Annotated in this window: 18 protein-coding genes and 1 pseudogene; all 19 read left to right on the top strand. The window is 42.8% G+C overall.

From position 1 onward, the window contains the following. Positions 1 to 180: 180 nt before the first annotated feature. On the top strand, positions 181 to 498 hold the full coding sequence (locus BLR15_RS07345; RefSeq protein ID WP_092986132.1) for a hypothetical protein: 318 nt from the start codon (positions 181 to 183) through the stop codon (positions 496 to 498). A gap of 9 nt (positions 499 to 507) precedes the next feature. Then, the gene (locus tag BLR15_RS07350; protein ID WP_092986134.1) at positions 508 to 813 is read left to right on the top strand and encodes a hypothetical protein; all 306 of its coding nucleotides are present in this window, start codon (positions 508 to 510) and stop codon (positions 811 to 813) included. Beyond that, positions 785 to 1,153: a hypothetical protein gene (locus BLR15_RS07355; protein ID WP_092986136.1), complete on the top strand. Its 369-nt coding sequence runs from the start codon at positions 785 to 787 to the stop codon at positions 1,151 to 1,153. The genes BLR15_RS07350 and BLR15_RS07355 overlap by 29 nt, the downstream gene beginning before the upstream one ends. A 387-nt stretch (positions 1,154 to 1,540) precedes the next feature. Continuing rightward, complete coding sequence (locus tag BLR15_RS07365) at positions 1,541 to 1,933, top strand: hypothetical protein (RefSeq protein ID WP_092986140.1); 393 nt, start codon at positions 1,541 to 1,543, stop codon at positions 1,931 to 1,933. A gap of 13 nt (positions 1,934 to 1,946) precedes the next feature. Beyond that, positions 1,947 to 2,522, top strand: a complete 576-nt coding sequence (locus tag BLR15_RS07370; protein ID WP_092986142.1) for a major tail protein — start codon at positions 1,947 to 1,949, stop codon at positions 2,520 to 2,522. 61 nt (positions 2,523 to 2,583) lie between these two features. Beyond that, a complete protein-coding gene (locus BLR15_RS07375; protein WP_092986144.1) occupies positions 2,584 to 3,048 on the top strand; it encodes a hypothetical protein in 465 nt (154 codons plus the stop codon). 20 nt (positions 3,049 to 3,068) lie between these two features. Next, on the top strand, positions 3,069 to 3,206 hold the full coding sequence (locus BLR15_RS14020) for a hypothetical protein (RefSeq protein ID WP_176754087.1): 138 nt from the start codon (positions 3,069 to 3,071) through the stop codon (positions 3,204 to 3,206). Positions 3,207 to 3,231: 25 nt separating this feature from the next. Then, positions 3,232 to 7,722: a tape measure protein gene (locus BLR15_RS07380; RefSeq protein ID WP_092986146.1), complete on the top strand. Its 4,491-nt coding sequence runs from the start codon at positions 3,232 to 3,234 to the stop codon at positions 7,720 to 7,722. A gap of 10 nt (positions 7,723 to 7,732) precedes the next feature. Then, positions 7,733 to 8,476 carry a phage distal tail protein gene (locus BLR15_RS07385; protein ID WP_092986148.1) on the top strand — a complete coding sequence of 248 codons (744 nt, stop codon included), beginning with the start codon at positions 7,733 to 7,735 and terminating at the stop codon, positions 8,474 to 8,476. Further along, positions 8,473 to 13,131, top strand: coding sequence for a phage tail spike protein (locus BLR15_RS07390; protein WP_092986150.1), 4,659 nt, complete (start codon positions 8,473 to 8,475; stop codon positions 13,129 to 13,131). Before BLR15_RS07385 ends, BLR15_RS07390 begins: the two co-directional genes overlap by 4 nt. Then, positions 13,128 to 13,544, top strand: a complete 417-nt coding sequence (locus BLR15_RS07395) for a DUF1617 family protein (RefSeq protein ID WP_092986152.1) — start codon at positions 13,128 to 13,130, stop codon at positions 13,542 to 13,544. Before BLR15_RS07390 ends, BLR15_RS07395 begins: the two co-directional genes overlap by 4 nt. Before the next feature lie 46 nt (positions 13,545 to 13,590). After that, positions 13,591 to 13,941: a hypothetical protein gene (locus BLR15_RS07400; protein WP_092986154.1), complete on the top strand. Its 351-nt coding sequence runs from the start codon at positions 13,591 to 13,593 to the stop codon at positions 13,939 to 13,941. Positions 13,942 to 13,980: 39 nt separating this feature from the next. Next, the gene (locus tag BLR15_RS07405) at positions 13,981 to 14,427 is read left to right on the top strand and encodes a hypothetical protein (RefSeq protein WP_092986156.1); all 447 of its coding nucleotides are present in this window, start codon (positions 13,981 to 13,983) and stop codon (positions 14,425 to 14,427) included. Then, positions 14,382 to 14,837, top strand: a complete 456-nt coding sequence (locus tag BLR15_RS07410; RefSeq protein ID WP_092986158.1) for a hypothetical protein — start codon at positions 14,382 to 14,384, stop codon at positions 14,835 to 14,837. Before BLR15_RS07405 ends, BLR15_RS07410 begins: the two co-directional genes overlap by 46 nt. Beyond that, on the top strand, positions 14,838 to 15,134 hold the full coding sequence (locus BLR15_RS07415) for a hypothetical protein (RefSeq protein WP_092986160.1): 297 nt from the start codon (positions 14,838 to 14,840) through the stop codon (positions 15,132 to 15,134). Positions 15,135 to 15,183: 49 nt separating this feature from the next. Next, on the top strand, positions 15,184 to 15,336 hold the full coding sequence (locus tag BLR15_RS14025) for a hypothetical protein (RefSeq protein ID WP_176754088.1): 153 nt from the start codon (positions 15,184 to 15,186) through the stop codon (positions 15,334 to 15,336). 1 nt (position 15,337) lies between these two features. Further along, positions 15,338 to 16,297, top strand: a complete 960-nt coding sequence (locus BLR15_RS07420; RefSeq protein WP_176754089.1) for an N-acetylmuramoyl-L-alanine amidase — start codon at positions 15,338 to 15,340, stop codon at positions 16,295 to 16,297. A gap of 254 nt (positions 16,298 to 16,551) precedes the next feature. Next, entirely contained in the window at positions 16,552 to 17,427 is an 876-nt protein-coding gene (locus BLR15_RS07425; protein ID WP_092986164.1) for a DUF6731 family protein, read from the top strand. 329 nt (positions 17,428 to 17,756) lie between these two features. Next, a pseudogene (locus tag BLR15_RS07430) lies at positions 17,757 to 17,980 on the top strand (IS5/IS1182 family transposase); the annotation flags it as partial.

Here is a 17,980-nt window from a genome sequence, read left to right on the forward strand (position 1 = left end):
AAAGCTAGGAGGTGAGGATCACGTGTTTAATCAACTACCTGATAAAGGAGAAAGGTTAAGGTGATCCGGCCATGAATAAAGATATGACCATATCTTATTAGGCTACCTTGCAAGGGCATAACAATAAACCGCTCGGCACTGGCGATACAGTGCCTACTTTAATTAATAGGAGGCAAAACAATGGCAAAACAAACGTATGAGCGCAAGGTGACAAAAGGCTTCACTGATAAGAACACAAAGAAGCCATATCCAAAAGGCTCTGTTTATAAGTCAGATGACAAAGAGCGCATCAATGAGCTGGTCAAGAAGAAGAATATCTCTGGCGATAAAGTGAAAACATTGAAACAAGCGCAGGACAAAGTTGTAAGTGACAATTTTGAAGCCATGAACTTTGATGACCTCAAAAAAGAAGTGGACAAAAAAAGTTTGCATGTTGAGGGGACTGGAAAGAATGGCGCAATCAAAAAAGAGGACTACATCAAAGCGTTGAAAGTGTAGGTGGTCACAATGGAAATCACAGACGATGTTGTGCAGGAGTTCAAAGGACGTATGCGCGTCTATCACAACCATGAAGATGACCGTATTGAATCAATGCTCGAAGGGTCATACGCCTTTCTTACGAATAAGTGCGGTCATTTCTCGATGGATGAGCCGAATCAAGGCAAGGAACTTGTCTTTGAACGTACTCGCTACGTTTATCATGACGCAGTAGAATACTTCGATGTGAATTACAAAAGTATGGTCATGAACTTCATGCTGCGCAACTTAGAGGAGTTGAAACCTGATGATGAAGCCGTTGACGGAACGTTATAAAAGGCGCGAGACGACAACCGGAGACTTGAATACACCAGTTACGTTTTATAAAAAAACTGATGATGATTGGATGCCGGGCGAAACGACGAAGGAGAAACTGTATTTTTGTATGGCAGAGATGTATCAAGCGTCTGTTAAGGATTACGAAATCGTCAATACGACGAACGCTGAGTATGTCATTACAATACTGATACCAGCTCCGCGCGAAAGTTATTTACCGAAATATGATCATCACTTTGAGGTTGACGAGTTGATGTACAAGGATGTCGTCTTTAACTTGCAGAGCATCGCACCGAAAGATGATTTGCTCAAGATTGTAGGTGTTGCTTATGGCAGTTAAAGTCACTGGCTTCGACCGAATGATGTCAGAAATACAGTCTCGCATGAACCGTGTGACCGGGGCACAATCTGAAAGAGCCATAAACTCTGGCGGTCAAATTGTGCATAAGAACATAGAGAGTGCATTGTCTGTTTATAGTGGCCAACCAAGTACGTCAGGTGCATCACGAGACGAAACATCGTTCACTGTGGACACCCGAAGAGGTAACGTTCAAGGCCATGTCTATTGGCAAGGACCACGCGATCGTTACCGTCTCATTCACTTGAATGAACATGGGTATAACCGCAACGGCCGTAAACATCGACCGCGTGGATTTGGTGCAATCGCCCGGGCATTAAGCCGTTCAGAGGCCGTCTATTTCAGAGCGGTTCGAAAGGAGTTGTCGCGATGAACTTTTCAACAGTCATTAGAGATGAATTAATGCAATCTGAATTGATTCAAAACCTTGTAGGCGGGCGTATGCGCCCCTACGTTGAACCGAATGACACAAGCGGTGCATTTATCATCATGACACCAATTGAACCAGAGGCGTTGACTAAAGGCGCGAGCGACACCTACTTGGCTGAGCAGCAGCACTTTCAGATGGATGTACAGTCTGGTAATTACAACGAACTAAAAACGGTGTTTAAAGAAGTCAGAAGAATCATGATCAACGAATTGAATATGTACCCACAAGCGGGCGGATTGGATGACTACTTCGAAGAAACGAAGCGTTATCTCATATCTGTCCGTTTTATTGGTACGCCACAAAAATTAAACTATAAAAAATCAATCATTTAGGAGGAAATATTATATGACTACAGTAGGTTTTGAAGAAGTAGAAATTGGAATATTCGACGCTGCAGGCGAAACTATCGAAGAAACGTTTGTATGGAGAGATGAAGAGGGTGGTACGGTCAACATGACCATCACAGGTCTTGAAAAGGAAGCATCCGAGGTGTACGCATCCGATAAGCGTGTTTGGCTCTCTAAGAAGGGTACAGGCAACGTGACCAGCACGTTTGAAACGTTCAATCCACCGAGCGAAGACCTTGATAAAGTGCTCGGTCGTACAGTTGACGGCAATACGTCATGGGCCGGAGAAGAAACAAACCCGCCATACGTCGCGTTAATCGCTAAGACGGAAGATGTGGATGGTACTGCATTATACTTCGCACTCACAAAAGGTATGATGGGACAGAACGAAATCGCACTTGCAACACGCACTGCAGATACTACGCCACCGACAAACGCTACACTGACAGGTACGTGGCAGAACCGCGACATCGAAGACGAGAGTCGCACCTTTGGTAAGCATATCGGTAGTGAAGGCTTTGATGCATTCAGAGAACTAGTATTCCCAGGAGTTTCAGTACCTGGAGAAGCATAAGTAAGAGGCAGATTGATTCTGCCTCTTTTTTATTTGATTAATTATAAAGGAGCGTGCCGAGATGGCAATAGAGTTGAAACTTAAAAAAGATGATGAGTATAAAACGCATAAGCGACCGAATACGAACGTATTAGAGCTCGAAGAATTTGAGGAGTTCCAAGATGAACTCGGGAAGATTTATGAGGAGTACGTTAAAGAAGTGACCGCGTATGAATCGGAACTACAGGCCTATCAAGAGGCAGTGACATATAAAAAAGACGGCGAAGATGTTGACGTACCAGAACCAAAAGCAATCAGTTTTTATCCATATAAAAAGCGTATGCGCGACCGTCAGATTGAGTACATTGTGGAGATATTCGAAGCGCATGATCCATTTACAGTGAAAGAGTTCAAACTCGGCATCGACTCTGAGAAGTTAGACGACACAATTGTTGGCATCTTTAAACAAATCTCCCCGAACGATTTTAAAGATGATGACGAGGGAAAGCAAAAAAACTCACGCTCGAAGCGTTCAAAGAGAACTTAGACGAAATACGCAGATATTGCATGCGTGAGTTTGGATGGACAATTGAAGAAGTAGACAGTCAGCCTTATGAAAAACTGATGAAGCTCATCATCAATAAGGAAAAGAAGGAAAACAAAAACGAAGTGATGAGTGGTGCTGACTTCATTAAAAATCTTTAGGAATATCTAAGAAAGGAGGAAGCACATGTCAGAAGTAATCAAAGGCTTTAATATAGAACTCGGCTTGGACACGTTACAGGTTGAGAAAGGCATGAAAGACCTCAATCGTACAATGTCACGTGTCAACAGTGAGTTCAGTCGATCATTATCCAGTTTCGACCGTGGCGAGCGTTCAATGGGGCGTTACCAAACGACAGTTTCCGGCTTGAGTTCAAAGCTCGAAGTCCAAGAAAAAATAGTTGACCGGAACAGACGAAATTACAACGACCTGTCCGGAGAATATGATAATAACCGGAACGCACTAGGCAAGGCAGACAAAGCCATGAAGGACGCGAACCAGAGTTATCAGTCAGCTGAGAAGCGTTTGGACGAGCTGTCAAAGTCCAACAAGACAGCAAACGAAGAATGGTACGATGCGGCTTTCGCGGTGCAGGAAGCGAAAGACGAACTGGCGAAAACAGAAGCGGCTTATAGCGAGCTGAATGAAGAGGTTGGGAAGAACAGAAGAGAACTCGACCAGGCTGAAATCTCACTCAATAAAGCGGAGCGGGAGTACAACAACATTTCCCGTAGTGTGGAACGCTACACTGAAGAAATGAAACAACTCCACATTGAGCAGGAAATTGCAAACTCTGGTTGGACGAAAGCCGGAGACGGCTTGACTCGATTCTCTGAAGACTTAGGTCAGATTTCAGGTGTGGCAACCACAGTCGGCGATACACTCACTCGTAAAATCACGATGCCAGCGCTCGGTGTGGCGACTGCTGCAGGCGGTATTGTTGCAGCTTTTGGTTGGGGCAGATTAGTTAGTATCGACTCTGCACAGGCGCAATTGAAAGGTTTAGGCTATTCTGCTGAAGATGTAGAGCGCATATCCTTACAGCTTGCTGATGCCCTTGAAGGCGGTATGCTCACGATGGGCGAGGCGACTTCAGCAGCGGCAACTGCAATGGCGGCCGGTGTAGAAGAGGGCAAGGAGCTCACACGATATATCCAAATACTTGATGGTGCTGTTGCTGGTTCCACAGGTACATTTGAAGAAATGGAACAAATATTCGGTCGTATCGTCGACCAGGGACACATGACGCGTAACGAGTTCGATATGATCGCGCAGCGGATGCCCGGGTTTAGTAAGGCTGTACAGGAGCATCTCGGTGTTAGCTCTGAGGCGATGTATGACATGCTCAGGAATGGCGAAATTACTACAGATGAGTTCTTGGACATCATGGATGATTTTGCTGGCGACATGGCAACATCTTACGCCGAATCGTGGGCTGGTATGGTACAGAATACAAAAGCGTATATTGGCATACTTGGTCAACACTTACTTGAAGGTGTATTCCAGATGTCAAAAGAAGAAATCGCAGAGTTCATCGAACTACTTTCATCTGATGAAGCGGTTCAATGGGCGCAGGACATGGGCCTTGTACTCAACGAAGCCTTTACAAAAGTCAGAGATAGCATCAAGGGCGTTGTAGACTGGTACATCGAGCTGGACGAATGGCAGCAAGACTTAATTGTGAAAATGGGACTGTTTGCAGTTGCAATTGGTCCAGTGTTAAGCGTTGTCGGACGACTCGGAACAGGTATATCTGTACTGGCTGGTGGATTCGGCAAGCTATTCTCAGCAATCGGTATTAGAGCGGGTACAGCGAAGGCGTTAAGTACTTTCGGCGGCATTGTTTCATCCACGGGTGCGAAAGTCGGAACGGCGGCAGCCGGTACTGGATTGGCAGGTAAAACTGGATTGCTTGCAGGTGGTTTATCTGCGCTCGGCGGTCCAGTCGGTATTGCAGCGTTCGCACTCGGAACAACCTTAGTTGGTGGTTTAGTGCTTGCTTATAATAATTCTGAGTCTTTCAAAGGCATTGTGGATGAACTGATTTCCATGACTGGCGAAGGGCTTGTCAACAGCATAGAGGTTGCGAAAAACGGCCTTGAAACGTTCGGAGAGACCTCTGCCAATGCCATAGATGGCATGGTCGGAGATTTACAAACACTGGACGGAGAAACCATTACGTTCACGGAATCGGTTGGACGTGGTTGGGATCGCGTGAAAGGTGCTGTCGGCGGTGCTTGGGACTTCCTCGTTGAGTCTATGGACGGTTTTTATGAGGAACACATGAAAGGTCAAGAGACCATTCAAGGATTCAGCGATGTCGTTTCTGAAGAAACTGCTGAAATGATTGAAGATTACGCTGTTTTCAGCGAAGAAGCGCATGCGAGCCTGCAAGAACTTTATAACAGTCAAGAAACATTGACCGATGAGCAGATTGAAAATTTAAAAACAGCTTATGACACGATGCATGAAGAGGCGCTGACTAAGCTTGAAGAACGCAGAATTGCTGAGATCGAAGAGACAGAAGAACGCCTTGAAGGTCTAAAGACACTCGATGAAAAAGATAAAGAAGGCATACTGACTAGACAAGAAGAACATTTCAACACTGAAGAAAGCATGCTGAATGACAAACACCAACGCATACTCGATGTCATTGAAAGTGAAATGAAAAGACATGGTGAAATCACTGATGAGGGTTATGCTGCCATTCAGCGTATACAAGAAGACCACAATATCAGCACTGCTGATAATTTAACGACTTCTGAAATCGAGCAAGAAGCGATTATGGAGCGTATTAAAAATAATAATACAGCCATATCTCAAGAAATGACTTCCGATTTAATCAAAGACTCCATTGAGGCGCGAGAACGAACAATCGAAGAAGCGAAAGAGAAACGTGACAAGACTATCGAATGGGCAATTGACCAATATGAAAATCACGGCACAATATCAGAAGATGAAAAGAACGAAATCATCCGAAGTGCTGAACTCCAATATGATGAAACGACACGTCACGCAGAAAATAAGCACGACGATGTACTTGATTGGGCGCGTGAACAAGCGAAAGAGCACGGTATTATTGTTGATGGTGAAACCGGTGAAATTTTAAGTAGCTGGGAACTATTAAAACGAGATTTACTCGAAGGCGGCGGCGTTGTACCGGCCATCATGTCCGGTATGCTAAGCAGCGCCAGTTCTATTGGTAAAGGGTTCGCAAACAACATCATCGACGGTTTGAACTGGTTAAGAGAACAGTTCAACAAAATCCCTGAAGCTTTAGATCTCAGTTTTAGATTAGACCCGATGCGTAAATTCGGCGGTACAAATCGAAGTCACGGTCAAGGAATTGTCGGACCCGGCGGGAATAGGGCAATTGCTGCACACTCTGCGGGTACAAACTACCACAGGGGTGGTCATGCGCTGCTCGGTGATGAAGGCCCAGGTAACAGCCCGGGAGTTGGTGGCTCACGCACTCGCGAGATTGTGGAGTTACCGAATCAAAAACGTTACCTGGTCGATGGTGATGTCATCTGGCCGGACTTCCCACAGGGGGCTAAAGTTAAAAATAATAGAGATACCGAAGCAATACTCGCAAATGAGTATGGTGCGGGCAACCTAGAAGATAAACATCTCGGTTCCGGTTCATTACTCATGTCGCCAGTCATTGCAAGTCCGAGTGTTTCCGGTTCAAACAAAGCAGCAAAAGTCGGACATTCTTTTGGTGCTATGGTCGATAACATTTATGACTATATGGACAACCCAAGCACTTTAATCAGCAGATTGATATCTGATGTCAGTTTTGAGGGTATTTCATCAGCGGTTACAATCGGTCGTGGCATGGTCAGCAAGTTATCATCTGGCATGATTGACAAAGTTAAGGAGATGTTTGAAGAATCGTCATCAACCGGTGACGGCTCGCATATTTTAGGTAAGCCAATCACTGCACATTTTGGCAGATACCCACCTGGGATTAACTTTAATAATGGAATCCACTATGGACTCGATACGCAACATGTATTTGATATGTTAAGGTCTCCTGTAAATGGTCAAGTAACACGTCGATGGAACGACTACGGCGGTGGACGTTCACTGGAGCTTAAATCCGGTCGGGACTACTGGTGGTTCATGCACATGGCGAACATGATTCCACGTGTAGGCGACTCGGTCAAAGCTGGCGACCTCTTAGGACGCACTGGGAACACGGGCGAATGGACGACCGGTCCACACTTGCATACGCAGTATATGCCGGGCGCACCAGGTAACCATAACGCAAAGAATCCATTGCCAGTATTAAGAAGCTTGAAGAACAAAGGTTCTTACGAGAACGGTGGAGTGATCAGTTCTCATGGTTTTTATGAAGGTGCTGAGGGCAATAAGCCTGAAATGGTGATACCTCTGACAAATCGTTCAAGGGCAATACAGCTGATGTATGAGGCACTGAGCATGATTGGCGGGGGTAGTCGTTCAAGCACTGACGGTGGATACAGCAAGGAGTTCATCGAGAAAGTAATTTCGAAAATGAACGAACAAAACGAAATCATGAATGATATTAGTGTCACTCTGATGAAAATACTAGCATCCTCGAAAAATATCGAGAGTAAAGAAGTTAGAGTTCAGATTGATGAAGTCATAAAGAAAATGAATCGTCGTCAAGACGATACCACTTTAGCAATTTAGGAGGGAATGTATGAACTTCTCTTATAACGGACAAGAAGATGAATTATTCGCAATACAGGAGGGATTTACGTTTCCCTCCTTTTCAAAACAAGTGCAGTATCATGAATCAACGCATTCAGATTTTAGACGAAAAAGGCGGCAAAATAGACAGCCTTTTACATTCCAAGTACCAATCATTTTATTACAAGGCAGAGATAGAATATTCAGAGACGATTTGACCGCGAGGTTGAGTCGTCTTTTGTATTCTGACGGACCTGAAATCTTCAAGGCAGAAGATACAAATTGGTATTTTATCGGGGAGTTTACGGGGCCGTTTTATATTCCACCGCATTTCGATAAATTCACGACAACAGAAGTACAGTTTGTGAGTCCGTACTCCCACAAATTCTATGACGAAGAACGCACACAAACAACTGGCACAACAACGAAGCGCGTCACGATCAATTCAAAGACGCAGATACCGACAGTGCCATTAATCGAGTTGACAGGCCTATCTGGTAACGATGTGCAGGTGTCAATCAGCGAAGACAGCTTCCGGCGTATTCGGTTAAGTGGTAACCTGCCAGAGAATTTAACCATCGACATCGAGAATGAAACGATTTACGAAACAAACAGTGGTTTGGATAGATTGAATTTACTCAGAATAGATAGTGCATTCGAGGACTTTAAAATCAAGAATGGTGATGTGGTCGTGCTGACGAATGCAAGTGATACGGCACAAGCTAAGCTGACGTACAAGGAGTTGTTGCTATGATTTATTTTTTCGATAATGAATTAAATATGGTCAAGGTAGCCACTTCTAAAAACGTCATATCCGCCGTACACGAGCACGAACGGAACGGATTGATACTGGGTACTGTAGAGACTGATTTAAGCTACACGGAAGCGTTTATTAATGATGTGGACTACTTCGGTTACTACTACAAAGATAATTATTACCTTCACAAAATCAAACGTGTGGAACACGAGCATGAAAATGAATTAGTCAGGATCACTGGCCGTCACATCTTCTTTGAGGATATGCTGTACGGCGATTATATACGTGATGTCAGACCGGTGAATCGGGACGCACTGTATATACTCAATCAGACCATATCCGCTAACACACGCTGGCAGACGGTCATGACGGACACATCTAAGCTACATTCTGAAACATATTACTGGGTGCCTCCGATGGAAGTTTTGAACGATTTAACTGAAAATGTGGGCATCGAGTATGTGCCTAAAATATTATTCGACGGTCAGGATATCAACGGTTTCCAGTTGCATGTGGCAAATCGAATCGGGGAAGATACACCGATTAGAGTGCCATTTGGCAGTCGGGTGATTAATCTGAAATATGAAGTCGATTACAGCGAAATTGTGACGGCGTTGTATGGCCACGGTAAAGGCGAAGAAGTGGGCGACGGCTACGGCAGACGGATTAATTTTAGTAGTTTGAATTTCAGTCGCAACGGCGTAGTCAGTCCGTCCGGCCAGCTATACATGGAGAATCCAAATGTAACCGCACAATACGGAAAAGATGACGGCTCTCCGAAATTCGGAAGAGTCACTTTTGAGGACATTGAGAGTGCATCAGAATTGGCCAACGCAACGTATGAAGCGTATCTGGAACAATCCCGTCCGAAGATGCTGTTTGAAGCGTCTGTGGTTGATTTGGGCGATGTGGGCATGGGTGATGGTGTACTGATTATTCGTAGAGAATATGATGTGTACTTTAACGCACGCATTCACAAGCTGATGGTCGATTTACTTGACGCAGAAAATGCAGATGTTGAGCTCGGCGATTATGCACATTTTAAAGAGTCTAAAGTACAGCGAAAAACAAGAGAAAGTAACAATCAATACAAACGAGAAACTTCAAGTCGAATCCAGCAATTGAAAGAACAGTTTAATGATCGATTCGACGGCGAAGTAAATCAGATGCGTGAAGACTACGAACAAGCCTTAATCGACGCACACGCCGAAATACAAGCCGCTGAGGAGCGTATGGAAACTCTCATCACCACTACGCATAATGATTGGACAGACACATTCGATGCAGAAGTAGCTGAAATCTACCGCAAGGCTGACGAGGACTACAACCGTATCGAAACAGAAATCACGGGGGTTATTGATTCCACGCGTAACGAGATGGAATCGGAATTCAACAGTAAGGTGAACGATGCACGTACCTATGCTGAACAGCAAGCGCAGGAAAGAGCTAATGCGGTCAGAACAGATTTAGAAACGGTCACAAGCGGACATCAAAGTATGCTTGAGGATTTAGAAACTAACGTAATGAACATTGACGACTTCATCGGGTCGCGTGACAGAACGTTGCAATCGATATTAGACGAGCAACGTCTTACACTCGAAGAAAAGATTGAGATATACAACCGTGCCTATCCGAACTTGCTTGTCGGAACGTCACTAGGAGATATCACAGGTTTCATGCCCTGGCAGGATTCAGAAATCGAGTTACGTGAAGATGAGAGTCTAAGTTATATCCGCGTTTATCCCGGAACCGCGAGTCAGTCAGGTTACGAGTTCCCAGACTTCGTATACCTAGAGCAAGGTAAAACTTATACCATCGGGATTGATTTTAGGAGCGAGAACGTGGAGGATTTAGACTACATTTACTTTTTAGGGAGATATAATAACGTCGCCTTTTCTCCATTATCGCAAACTAGAGGTTTGACCGCAGACGGCACTTGGCATCGCTATTACTTTACCTTTGACTGGATTAACACGAGTCGGGAAGCGAAAGTGATGGTTGGGACGAACTTTAATTATGGAGATATGGATCGAGACTGGTTTGATACTCGTCAAGCACATATATACGAGGGAGATGCACATGATATTCCGTGGAGTCCTTCAGCGTCTGATAATAACCAGGTCGTCAATCAGCTATTGTACGAAGTGCGTGAGCTCGACGACGGCATGCAAAGTTTGGCTTCCCGGACAGAATTAGATTTACTAACAGATGAATTCACCACATTTACGAATGAATATATAGAAACGTCCGACAGAGTGGAGCGAACGATTCAGGAGCATGATAATTGGTTCGAGGCAAATGGCGCACGCATGGAAATGACTGCGGACGGATTTGAGCAACAAGTTTGGCTGAGTGACCTGGGGGACATCCAACCGAACTTGATTCCAATGGCGAATTTCGACTATCCGCAATCCAGGGATTTTTGGAGTGGCACTGGCGGTAATGCGACTGCTGTTGATTCGGACGGATTTTATGTGTACAGAAGTACAAACTCTGGAACGAAACTCGGCATATTCTCACCATATTTTGATTTAAAATCTGGGTACAGATACATTTTTTCTGTGTTGGTAAAGAACTATTCGGGTGTGAATGTTTCATACAACTGGACAGAGTTGCAAGGCGAGAATTCTATTTTCTTAGGACCCCCTGACCGTCAAACGCACTTGGGTGATGGTATTTATAGAAATGAGTATATATTCACCGCAGAAAATAGCGGTTTAACTCGCATACGGATTGGCGCATATGTTGTTTCTGGAAACGATTTAAGAATCAGTATAAAAGAACCTAAAATAGAACGTGGCAGTGTAAGAACGCCATTCTTAAATAGTTTTTCTGCGATAGAACAGACGGCAGAAGAGATTCGCTTAGCAGTTCAAGGTATTGACGGTTCTGGCTTTCTATCGCAGTCTGACATACAAATCAGATCGAATTATGTGCAGTTGGGGAGTCAACGGATTGATGGCGATAATTTAGGCTCACTCTTACGAGTCAGCCCGTCTGGTATCGATGCGGTTGCTGAAGCGATGCGGTTAAGCGGTGATTTGTATGTCGATGGTGACATTACAGCACTCGCAGTTGATGCGATAGAGGGTGAGTTTGCTCGCTTGTGGGCAGATGAATTTAGCGCCATCACGATTGAGGCGGATGATATATCCGGTCTTACGGCAAGGTTTAATTATCTCTACACGCTCGATGCGAATATTGAAAAGTTAGTATCCCAGAACGTATTTGCAGACGGCGTAACTGCACTCGTCGGTAACTTCGTCGATGTCAATGCGGGGAATATCGTCACGTCTGGATTGTCAGCGAACGTCATCGAATCTGAGCATATCGCTGTCGGTACAGCATTAATCGAAAAAATGTTTGCTACATCCGCTAGGATTGATGAATTGATTACAAAAACACACTTCGTCAATGAAATCAAAGCGACAAGCATTGATGCCGTTCATGCTGATTTAACGAGTGTCAACTCCGAGATTATGACATCGAATATCATCAAGTCGAATTGGCTCGATGTGGACACCGCACTGTTTAATCGCTTCACGTCAAGCGAAGCGTTCATCGACCGTCTGGAAGTTAAGGCGGCGAATATCAGAGATTTGACGGGCACGCATATTCGAGGTGGACTGTTGGATAGTTTGAATGGTGCGACTCGATTAAATCTTAATACCGGCGACTGGACGATTGGCGGTAGTGCTAAAATCATATTTACGAGTCGGAACAACAGACTTGAGTATAGTAATCGTGGCATTACAGCAGGCATGCAATTCGACCACTCTTTAGGCTCTGACGGAAGACCTATGACTGCTGTAGGTGTTTCTGACGGTGCTTTTAATGTCAATGACAGCACTTTCCGTGGATTAATCGTCCACAGTTTGGGCACGGAGGGTTTGCTCGGATATGGTTCAAACATCATATCTCAAGACGGAGGATTCTACACTCGCACAGATAGAACGGGGAGCGGTATCAATTTTAGATTGCACGCCACAGGAGGAAGCCCGAGAGGTATATATCCTCAGTACACAGGGACTTATGACTATAACTTAGGTTCTGCCTTAAATCCGTGGACACAAGCCTACATCAGAGATATTCGCACTTCAGGGCAATTGTGGATAAGAGATTGGAATGGTTCGGGCGGTTGGCATGTCGGAACAATCGCGGAAACCGGTAGAACGACCATCACGCTTAGAGGAGTTAATACAATAGATTGGAACTACAATCTCGGCTCAAGCACTTACAGGATGAACAATATTTATTTAAACAACAGCCCGAACGTGTCATCAGACGAACGTTTGAAAGAAGAAATAAAATCATCTGATTTAGGTTTAGATTTCATTAATGGCATTGAGATTAAATCATTCCGAAAGATAGCGAAAGAGGCTGACATCAATGAGGGCAGATTAAAAAATCATATCGAATTCGGTTTGATTGCACAACAACTTAGAGATAATTTAATTTCACATGGCGTAGATACAGAAGATGTTGCCATGTTATCGATAGATGATGATGGTTATTACGGTGTGCAGCACGAACAATTGATTGCGCCAACCATAAGAGCCGTTCAAGAAATTGACTTCAAAGTCGAATCCAATACCGAGAAAATTAAAAGGCTTGAACAAGAAATCGAAACACTCAAAGGAGCTTTATTATGAAACTATCAATTGAAAACATCAAATTAAACGGGGCGTTGAACGTCCTCGATAAACTGTCATTAAAAGGCTTGAAGTCCATCCACAGGACACGATTGAGCAATCAACTTGTAGAACATATGAAGCGCATCATCGATGAGGAAAAAGAGTTGCGCAAAGAGTATAGCAACTTGGATGATGAGGGAGAGCCGATCGTGATTGATGGCAAGCTGGATTTGAAAGATGAAGCAGGTTTTAAAGATGCCATCGCAGAATTTTATAAAGAGAAAGTTATCATTGATTCTGGAGACTCACAGACCACTTTAAGAAGCGTTAAACAATCATTGGAGCAATCAGAAGAAGAATGGCAAGGCAAGGAAGCGTATGACTTTGCGGACTTGTATGAAGCATTTGAGGGCAACACAGAGGATGAATAAATTTCATTCTCTTTTTTAATATAAAAATACATGGAGGTTATTTAATATGACAGAAGAAAGAATTCAGAGATTCTACATTACACGCATCAACAGAGAAACAGGTGAAATTGGTTATATCACTATTGAAAGGTTTGACGAGTTACCCCGTGCGAGAGCGTCCATTGACGACGTGAACGGATATGACGATGCAACGGTGGCTAGTCGAGTTGTAGTGAGGCTTAATCAGATTTCTGAAGAGATTAACGGCAAGTTTGAATATTACTTCACACGCAGAGACGAGAACACTTTCCCATATTTAAATAATTTATCTGACGAAGCTAAAAAGTGGTTTGAACCAGAGGAAGAAGTACCTGAAGAGGAAGCACCAGTCGAAGAAGAATCAACTGAGGGCGAGTAAATCGTCCTCTTTTTAATTTCAGAAAGAGGTGAATAAAATGTGAATAGAGAGGATAAACGCTTAACAAATACAGAACTTGAAGCGATGTTTGCATTCTGGCTCATTGGTGCATTCATGGCGATTCGGGGGATTACACTTGTTTTAATGACACAAGAAAGTATTAACAATTCAGATTTATATTCGACGATGGACAGTATACTGCCGTTTCCGATTTGGGGTGTCATCTTTGTTATCGCTGCCTTGATCATTGCTGGCAGTTCCGTATCTCAGACGGTGAAGAAGTATTACGGATTGCTTGTTGGTAATTTCCTCGGCATACTTGTCGGGATTCCTTTTTCATTAATGTCAGTCGCTGAAAGTCACATGCCAATCACACAATATACCATCACATTAGTTGCCTTTTTTAACTTGGTTTTATTCGTACATGCGGGGGTTTGTATATGGAGAGAGAGAAAAAGAATCCAATCATTACACAAATCGAATTAGACGCAGCAGAACGGCGGCTGAAATCAGAAATTGATGGTGTGGACAGGAAGCACGACAAAAATTACAGCGACCTTGCGAAAATGATTGCTATATCGGAAAAGACAAATGAGCATATTGTGAGTAGTAACAATCGCTTGAGTAATTCATTCGATAAATTTTCAAGCGAACTTAAAGAAGAATTAAAACAGAATCGAAAGAGTCACGAAACGTTATCAGATAAAGTTAGAACGCACGAGTACGAACTGAGCAGGCATAATGAGTTTATTCAGATGCAACAAGAAGTTGCAGAAAGTAAAAAGGGGCAGCTTGTCAAGTGGGTCAGTATTTTGTCAGGTATATTCGTGGCAATCATCGCTGGATTATTTGGAATTGTGGAAGTATTATTACCAATTATTTTAGGAGGCGAGTAAATGGATAGAAATCAAACAACAGTAAATGAAGCGAAAATTAAAGAGCAGGTTAAAAATGATAAAATAAGAGGCTTGATACACCAGATTCTAGGTGTCTTGCTTGCATTTTCAGCGTTTGCGGGTGTGGCTGGATTCGGCTTAGATTGGCTGAATGAAGAACTGATCAATGCATTTGGTTTACTGCTCTACGCAATCGCAGGCTTTGCTTATACGGCATACACGATTTATAAAAACCATTTTAGTGGCAAGAAAGCAGTTAAGCAGAATGAAGAATTGAAGAAAAAAGGATTGAAGTAGACATCTCATACGAGGTGTCTTTTTTATTTATATAAAAGGAGTGGTCGAAATGAAAAAAGATGACATCATCAATGAACCTTATGAGCTTGAAGATAACTTTGAAGTCATTGAAGAGGCAGAATCAGAGTCTGATAAATTGTTCGGTGCTGAAGAATCATTTGAAGAAAGTAAAGAACGACCGAACGAAAAGGAGGATGAATAGCATGGTGAAAATAGCGGTTTCTAGAGGGCATGGAAGAAGCACACTCGGCAAACGGTCACCGGCTGGGGAACGGGAATGGTATTTCAATGACAAGGTTGCAGACGCCTTTGAATCTGAAATACAGAAGTATCAAAACGTTCAGATTAACAGAGTGTCAGACCCGAGTGGATACACAGACACACCACTTTTAACACGCACCAATAGCGCAAATCGTTGGGGTGCAACACTATATGTGGCCTTCCACCACAACGCACTCGCGGGACGATGGGGCAGGCATGGCGGTTCGGAAGTCTGGGTGAGACCGGGCGCACCCCAAGCGGCAAAACTAGCTCGTAATGTTGCGCCACGTGTCGCTAGAGCAATGAACATCCGTAATAGAGGCGTAAAGGCGGGTAACTTACACGAAGTGAGAGAGCCTAATCAACACGCCATATTAATTGAGGGTGGTTTCATGGATTCCACAATTGATATTACAGCAATGCGTAGAAATGATATGCTTGCTGCACAAGGTCGAGCTGTCGCTGCGGGCGTGGCTTCTTATTACGGGTTGAAGAAGAAGTCTGGCAACAGTGCGGCTAAAAAGCCATCTAAACCGAGCGCTCCTTCAAAAGGACGAGGCACAGGCGGTGCAGGGAACATTAAGTATAAGTGGTATAATTGGAAGACGAACAGACACGGCACGCACTATGTCGCTGTTGATGCCACTTTTGTCGTTGGAGATACCGGCATATGGCCTTATGAAAGAGGCCCGTTCGTCGTCAGGGCGAACAGAGCGCCGTCAATTGTAAAGGCTGGCACACGTGTTAAGTTCTACGAATTAAGGCGTCAGGACGGCTATGTTTGGGGCACTTATAAAACAGGTTCCGGCAGAGAGCGTGACCTTCCAATCAAAAAATGGAATGGTGGCGGCGGTCGAGTGACCAATGCCGGGCTGTTTGGACGTTTTGTCCCTGTAAGGTAAGCCAATAACGTACACTATATATTGTTTTCTTGCCCCAATCAGCTCCTACCCTGGCTGGTCGGGGATACATACCATTTTAAGATTAATTTTTCTAAGAACATGCGTTTTCTTTAAGAGAGCTTTTCGTGTTATAATGTAGTTGTGTAGTTGAGTCGGTAGCCTTCCCCGCTATCGGCTATTTTTAATCTATTATTGCCTAATATAGTAAATATCTGTAATATTTAGTTAACTACACAATGAAATGGGGAATAATTATGGCGAGGAAAAATGTACGGTTTTATTTTTACTATTCACACTTAAACGATCAAAGGTCCAATATCGAAAATTTTTTAGAAGATATTATTACTAAATATAAAGAAGGCTACGATAGTTTAGAATCTGATAATGATTCGCGTGAATATTTATATACAAATGTATTAAGCAGTGGTCCTATACGTTTAACTGATATTACTAGGTCAGATAATTATTATTTTTTAACTTTTGATAGATTTCAACATACTATACCAAAAGTTAGTAAAATGTATGGGGAAACAATAGATTTAAATATTGACGATGATGAGTATATCAGTCATGAAATATCAGTCTTATATTCACCATTTCACCGTACTTTTATGGTACAAAGGAATATAAACTCATTAAATGAAGCTTCAATAGAAGCATTGCTAAGGAGTATATATTTAAGATTATATAATCAAAATGCTGAGATAAGCTTATCAGTAGTTCGCGATGATGATGCTAGAGACAACTTGATCTCAGCTCACTCTACAAGAAGTTTAGTAGTTAAATCTCATGGGGAAAAGGCGAGGAATATGTTGCAAGGACTTTTCAGATCTGCATCTCCTGAAGATTTAGACTATATTGAATTGAAAATAAGTGCTCGTAGATTTAAAGGCGCTACTTTGGATAGAGATTTAATTGAAGAAATAATAAGTGACAAGGATGATTATGAAAAAATACAAGGTAAAATTGTAATTGATGAAGGTGATAATGTAACGCCAGTCGACTTTTACGAACAAAAATTGGTGGCATACGAATCATTTAACTTGAGTTCTAGGCAAGAATTAAATAGGTTTACAGTTCAAGATACAATGGAAACTCAATTTAGAGATGTTTATGCACTTAAAGTATAATTGAAAGTAGGTGAGTACTATGTCTGATAGAAAGAAAGTAAGTGATCATTTAACTCTTACTAATATTAGTTTCATATTAACTACTATTTCATTTATGTTGGTATATTTTAGCGATAATTTGAGCAATATACTAAGTAAGCATGAAATCATGGGAATAGTACTCAATACAATTTCAATTATATTTGGTTTTTTTATAACAAGAATGAATTTCATAATTCTAACCCCATGTCTCCCAACAGTTTTGAGAGTTAAAAAAAGAAGCACCTCCCCAAATCTTGTATAATGGTAGTTGACGAACAAACCATAAAAAGACTGAAGGAGTGCTTCTTATGACCATTATACGACAACCAAGCTTATTTGGCATCCAGGAATTATATGACATGGCACCTCCCCAAAAATATGATGCCATTATTTCTACGATAAATTTGGATAAAATTTATCATGCAGTAACGAAAAAGTCCCGACTTGGTGCACCTGAAGAGTTGAACTATGCCGCCATGATTATTTCTATCTTTGTTAGATATGTTGAACGTATCCCGATGATAAAAGACCT

This window comes from Lacicoccus qingdaonensis (assembly GCF_900101075.1).
Classification (GTDB): domain Bacteria; phylum Bacillota; class Bacilli; order Staphylococcales; family Salinicoccaceae; genus Lacicoccus; species Lacicoccus qingdaonensis.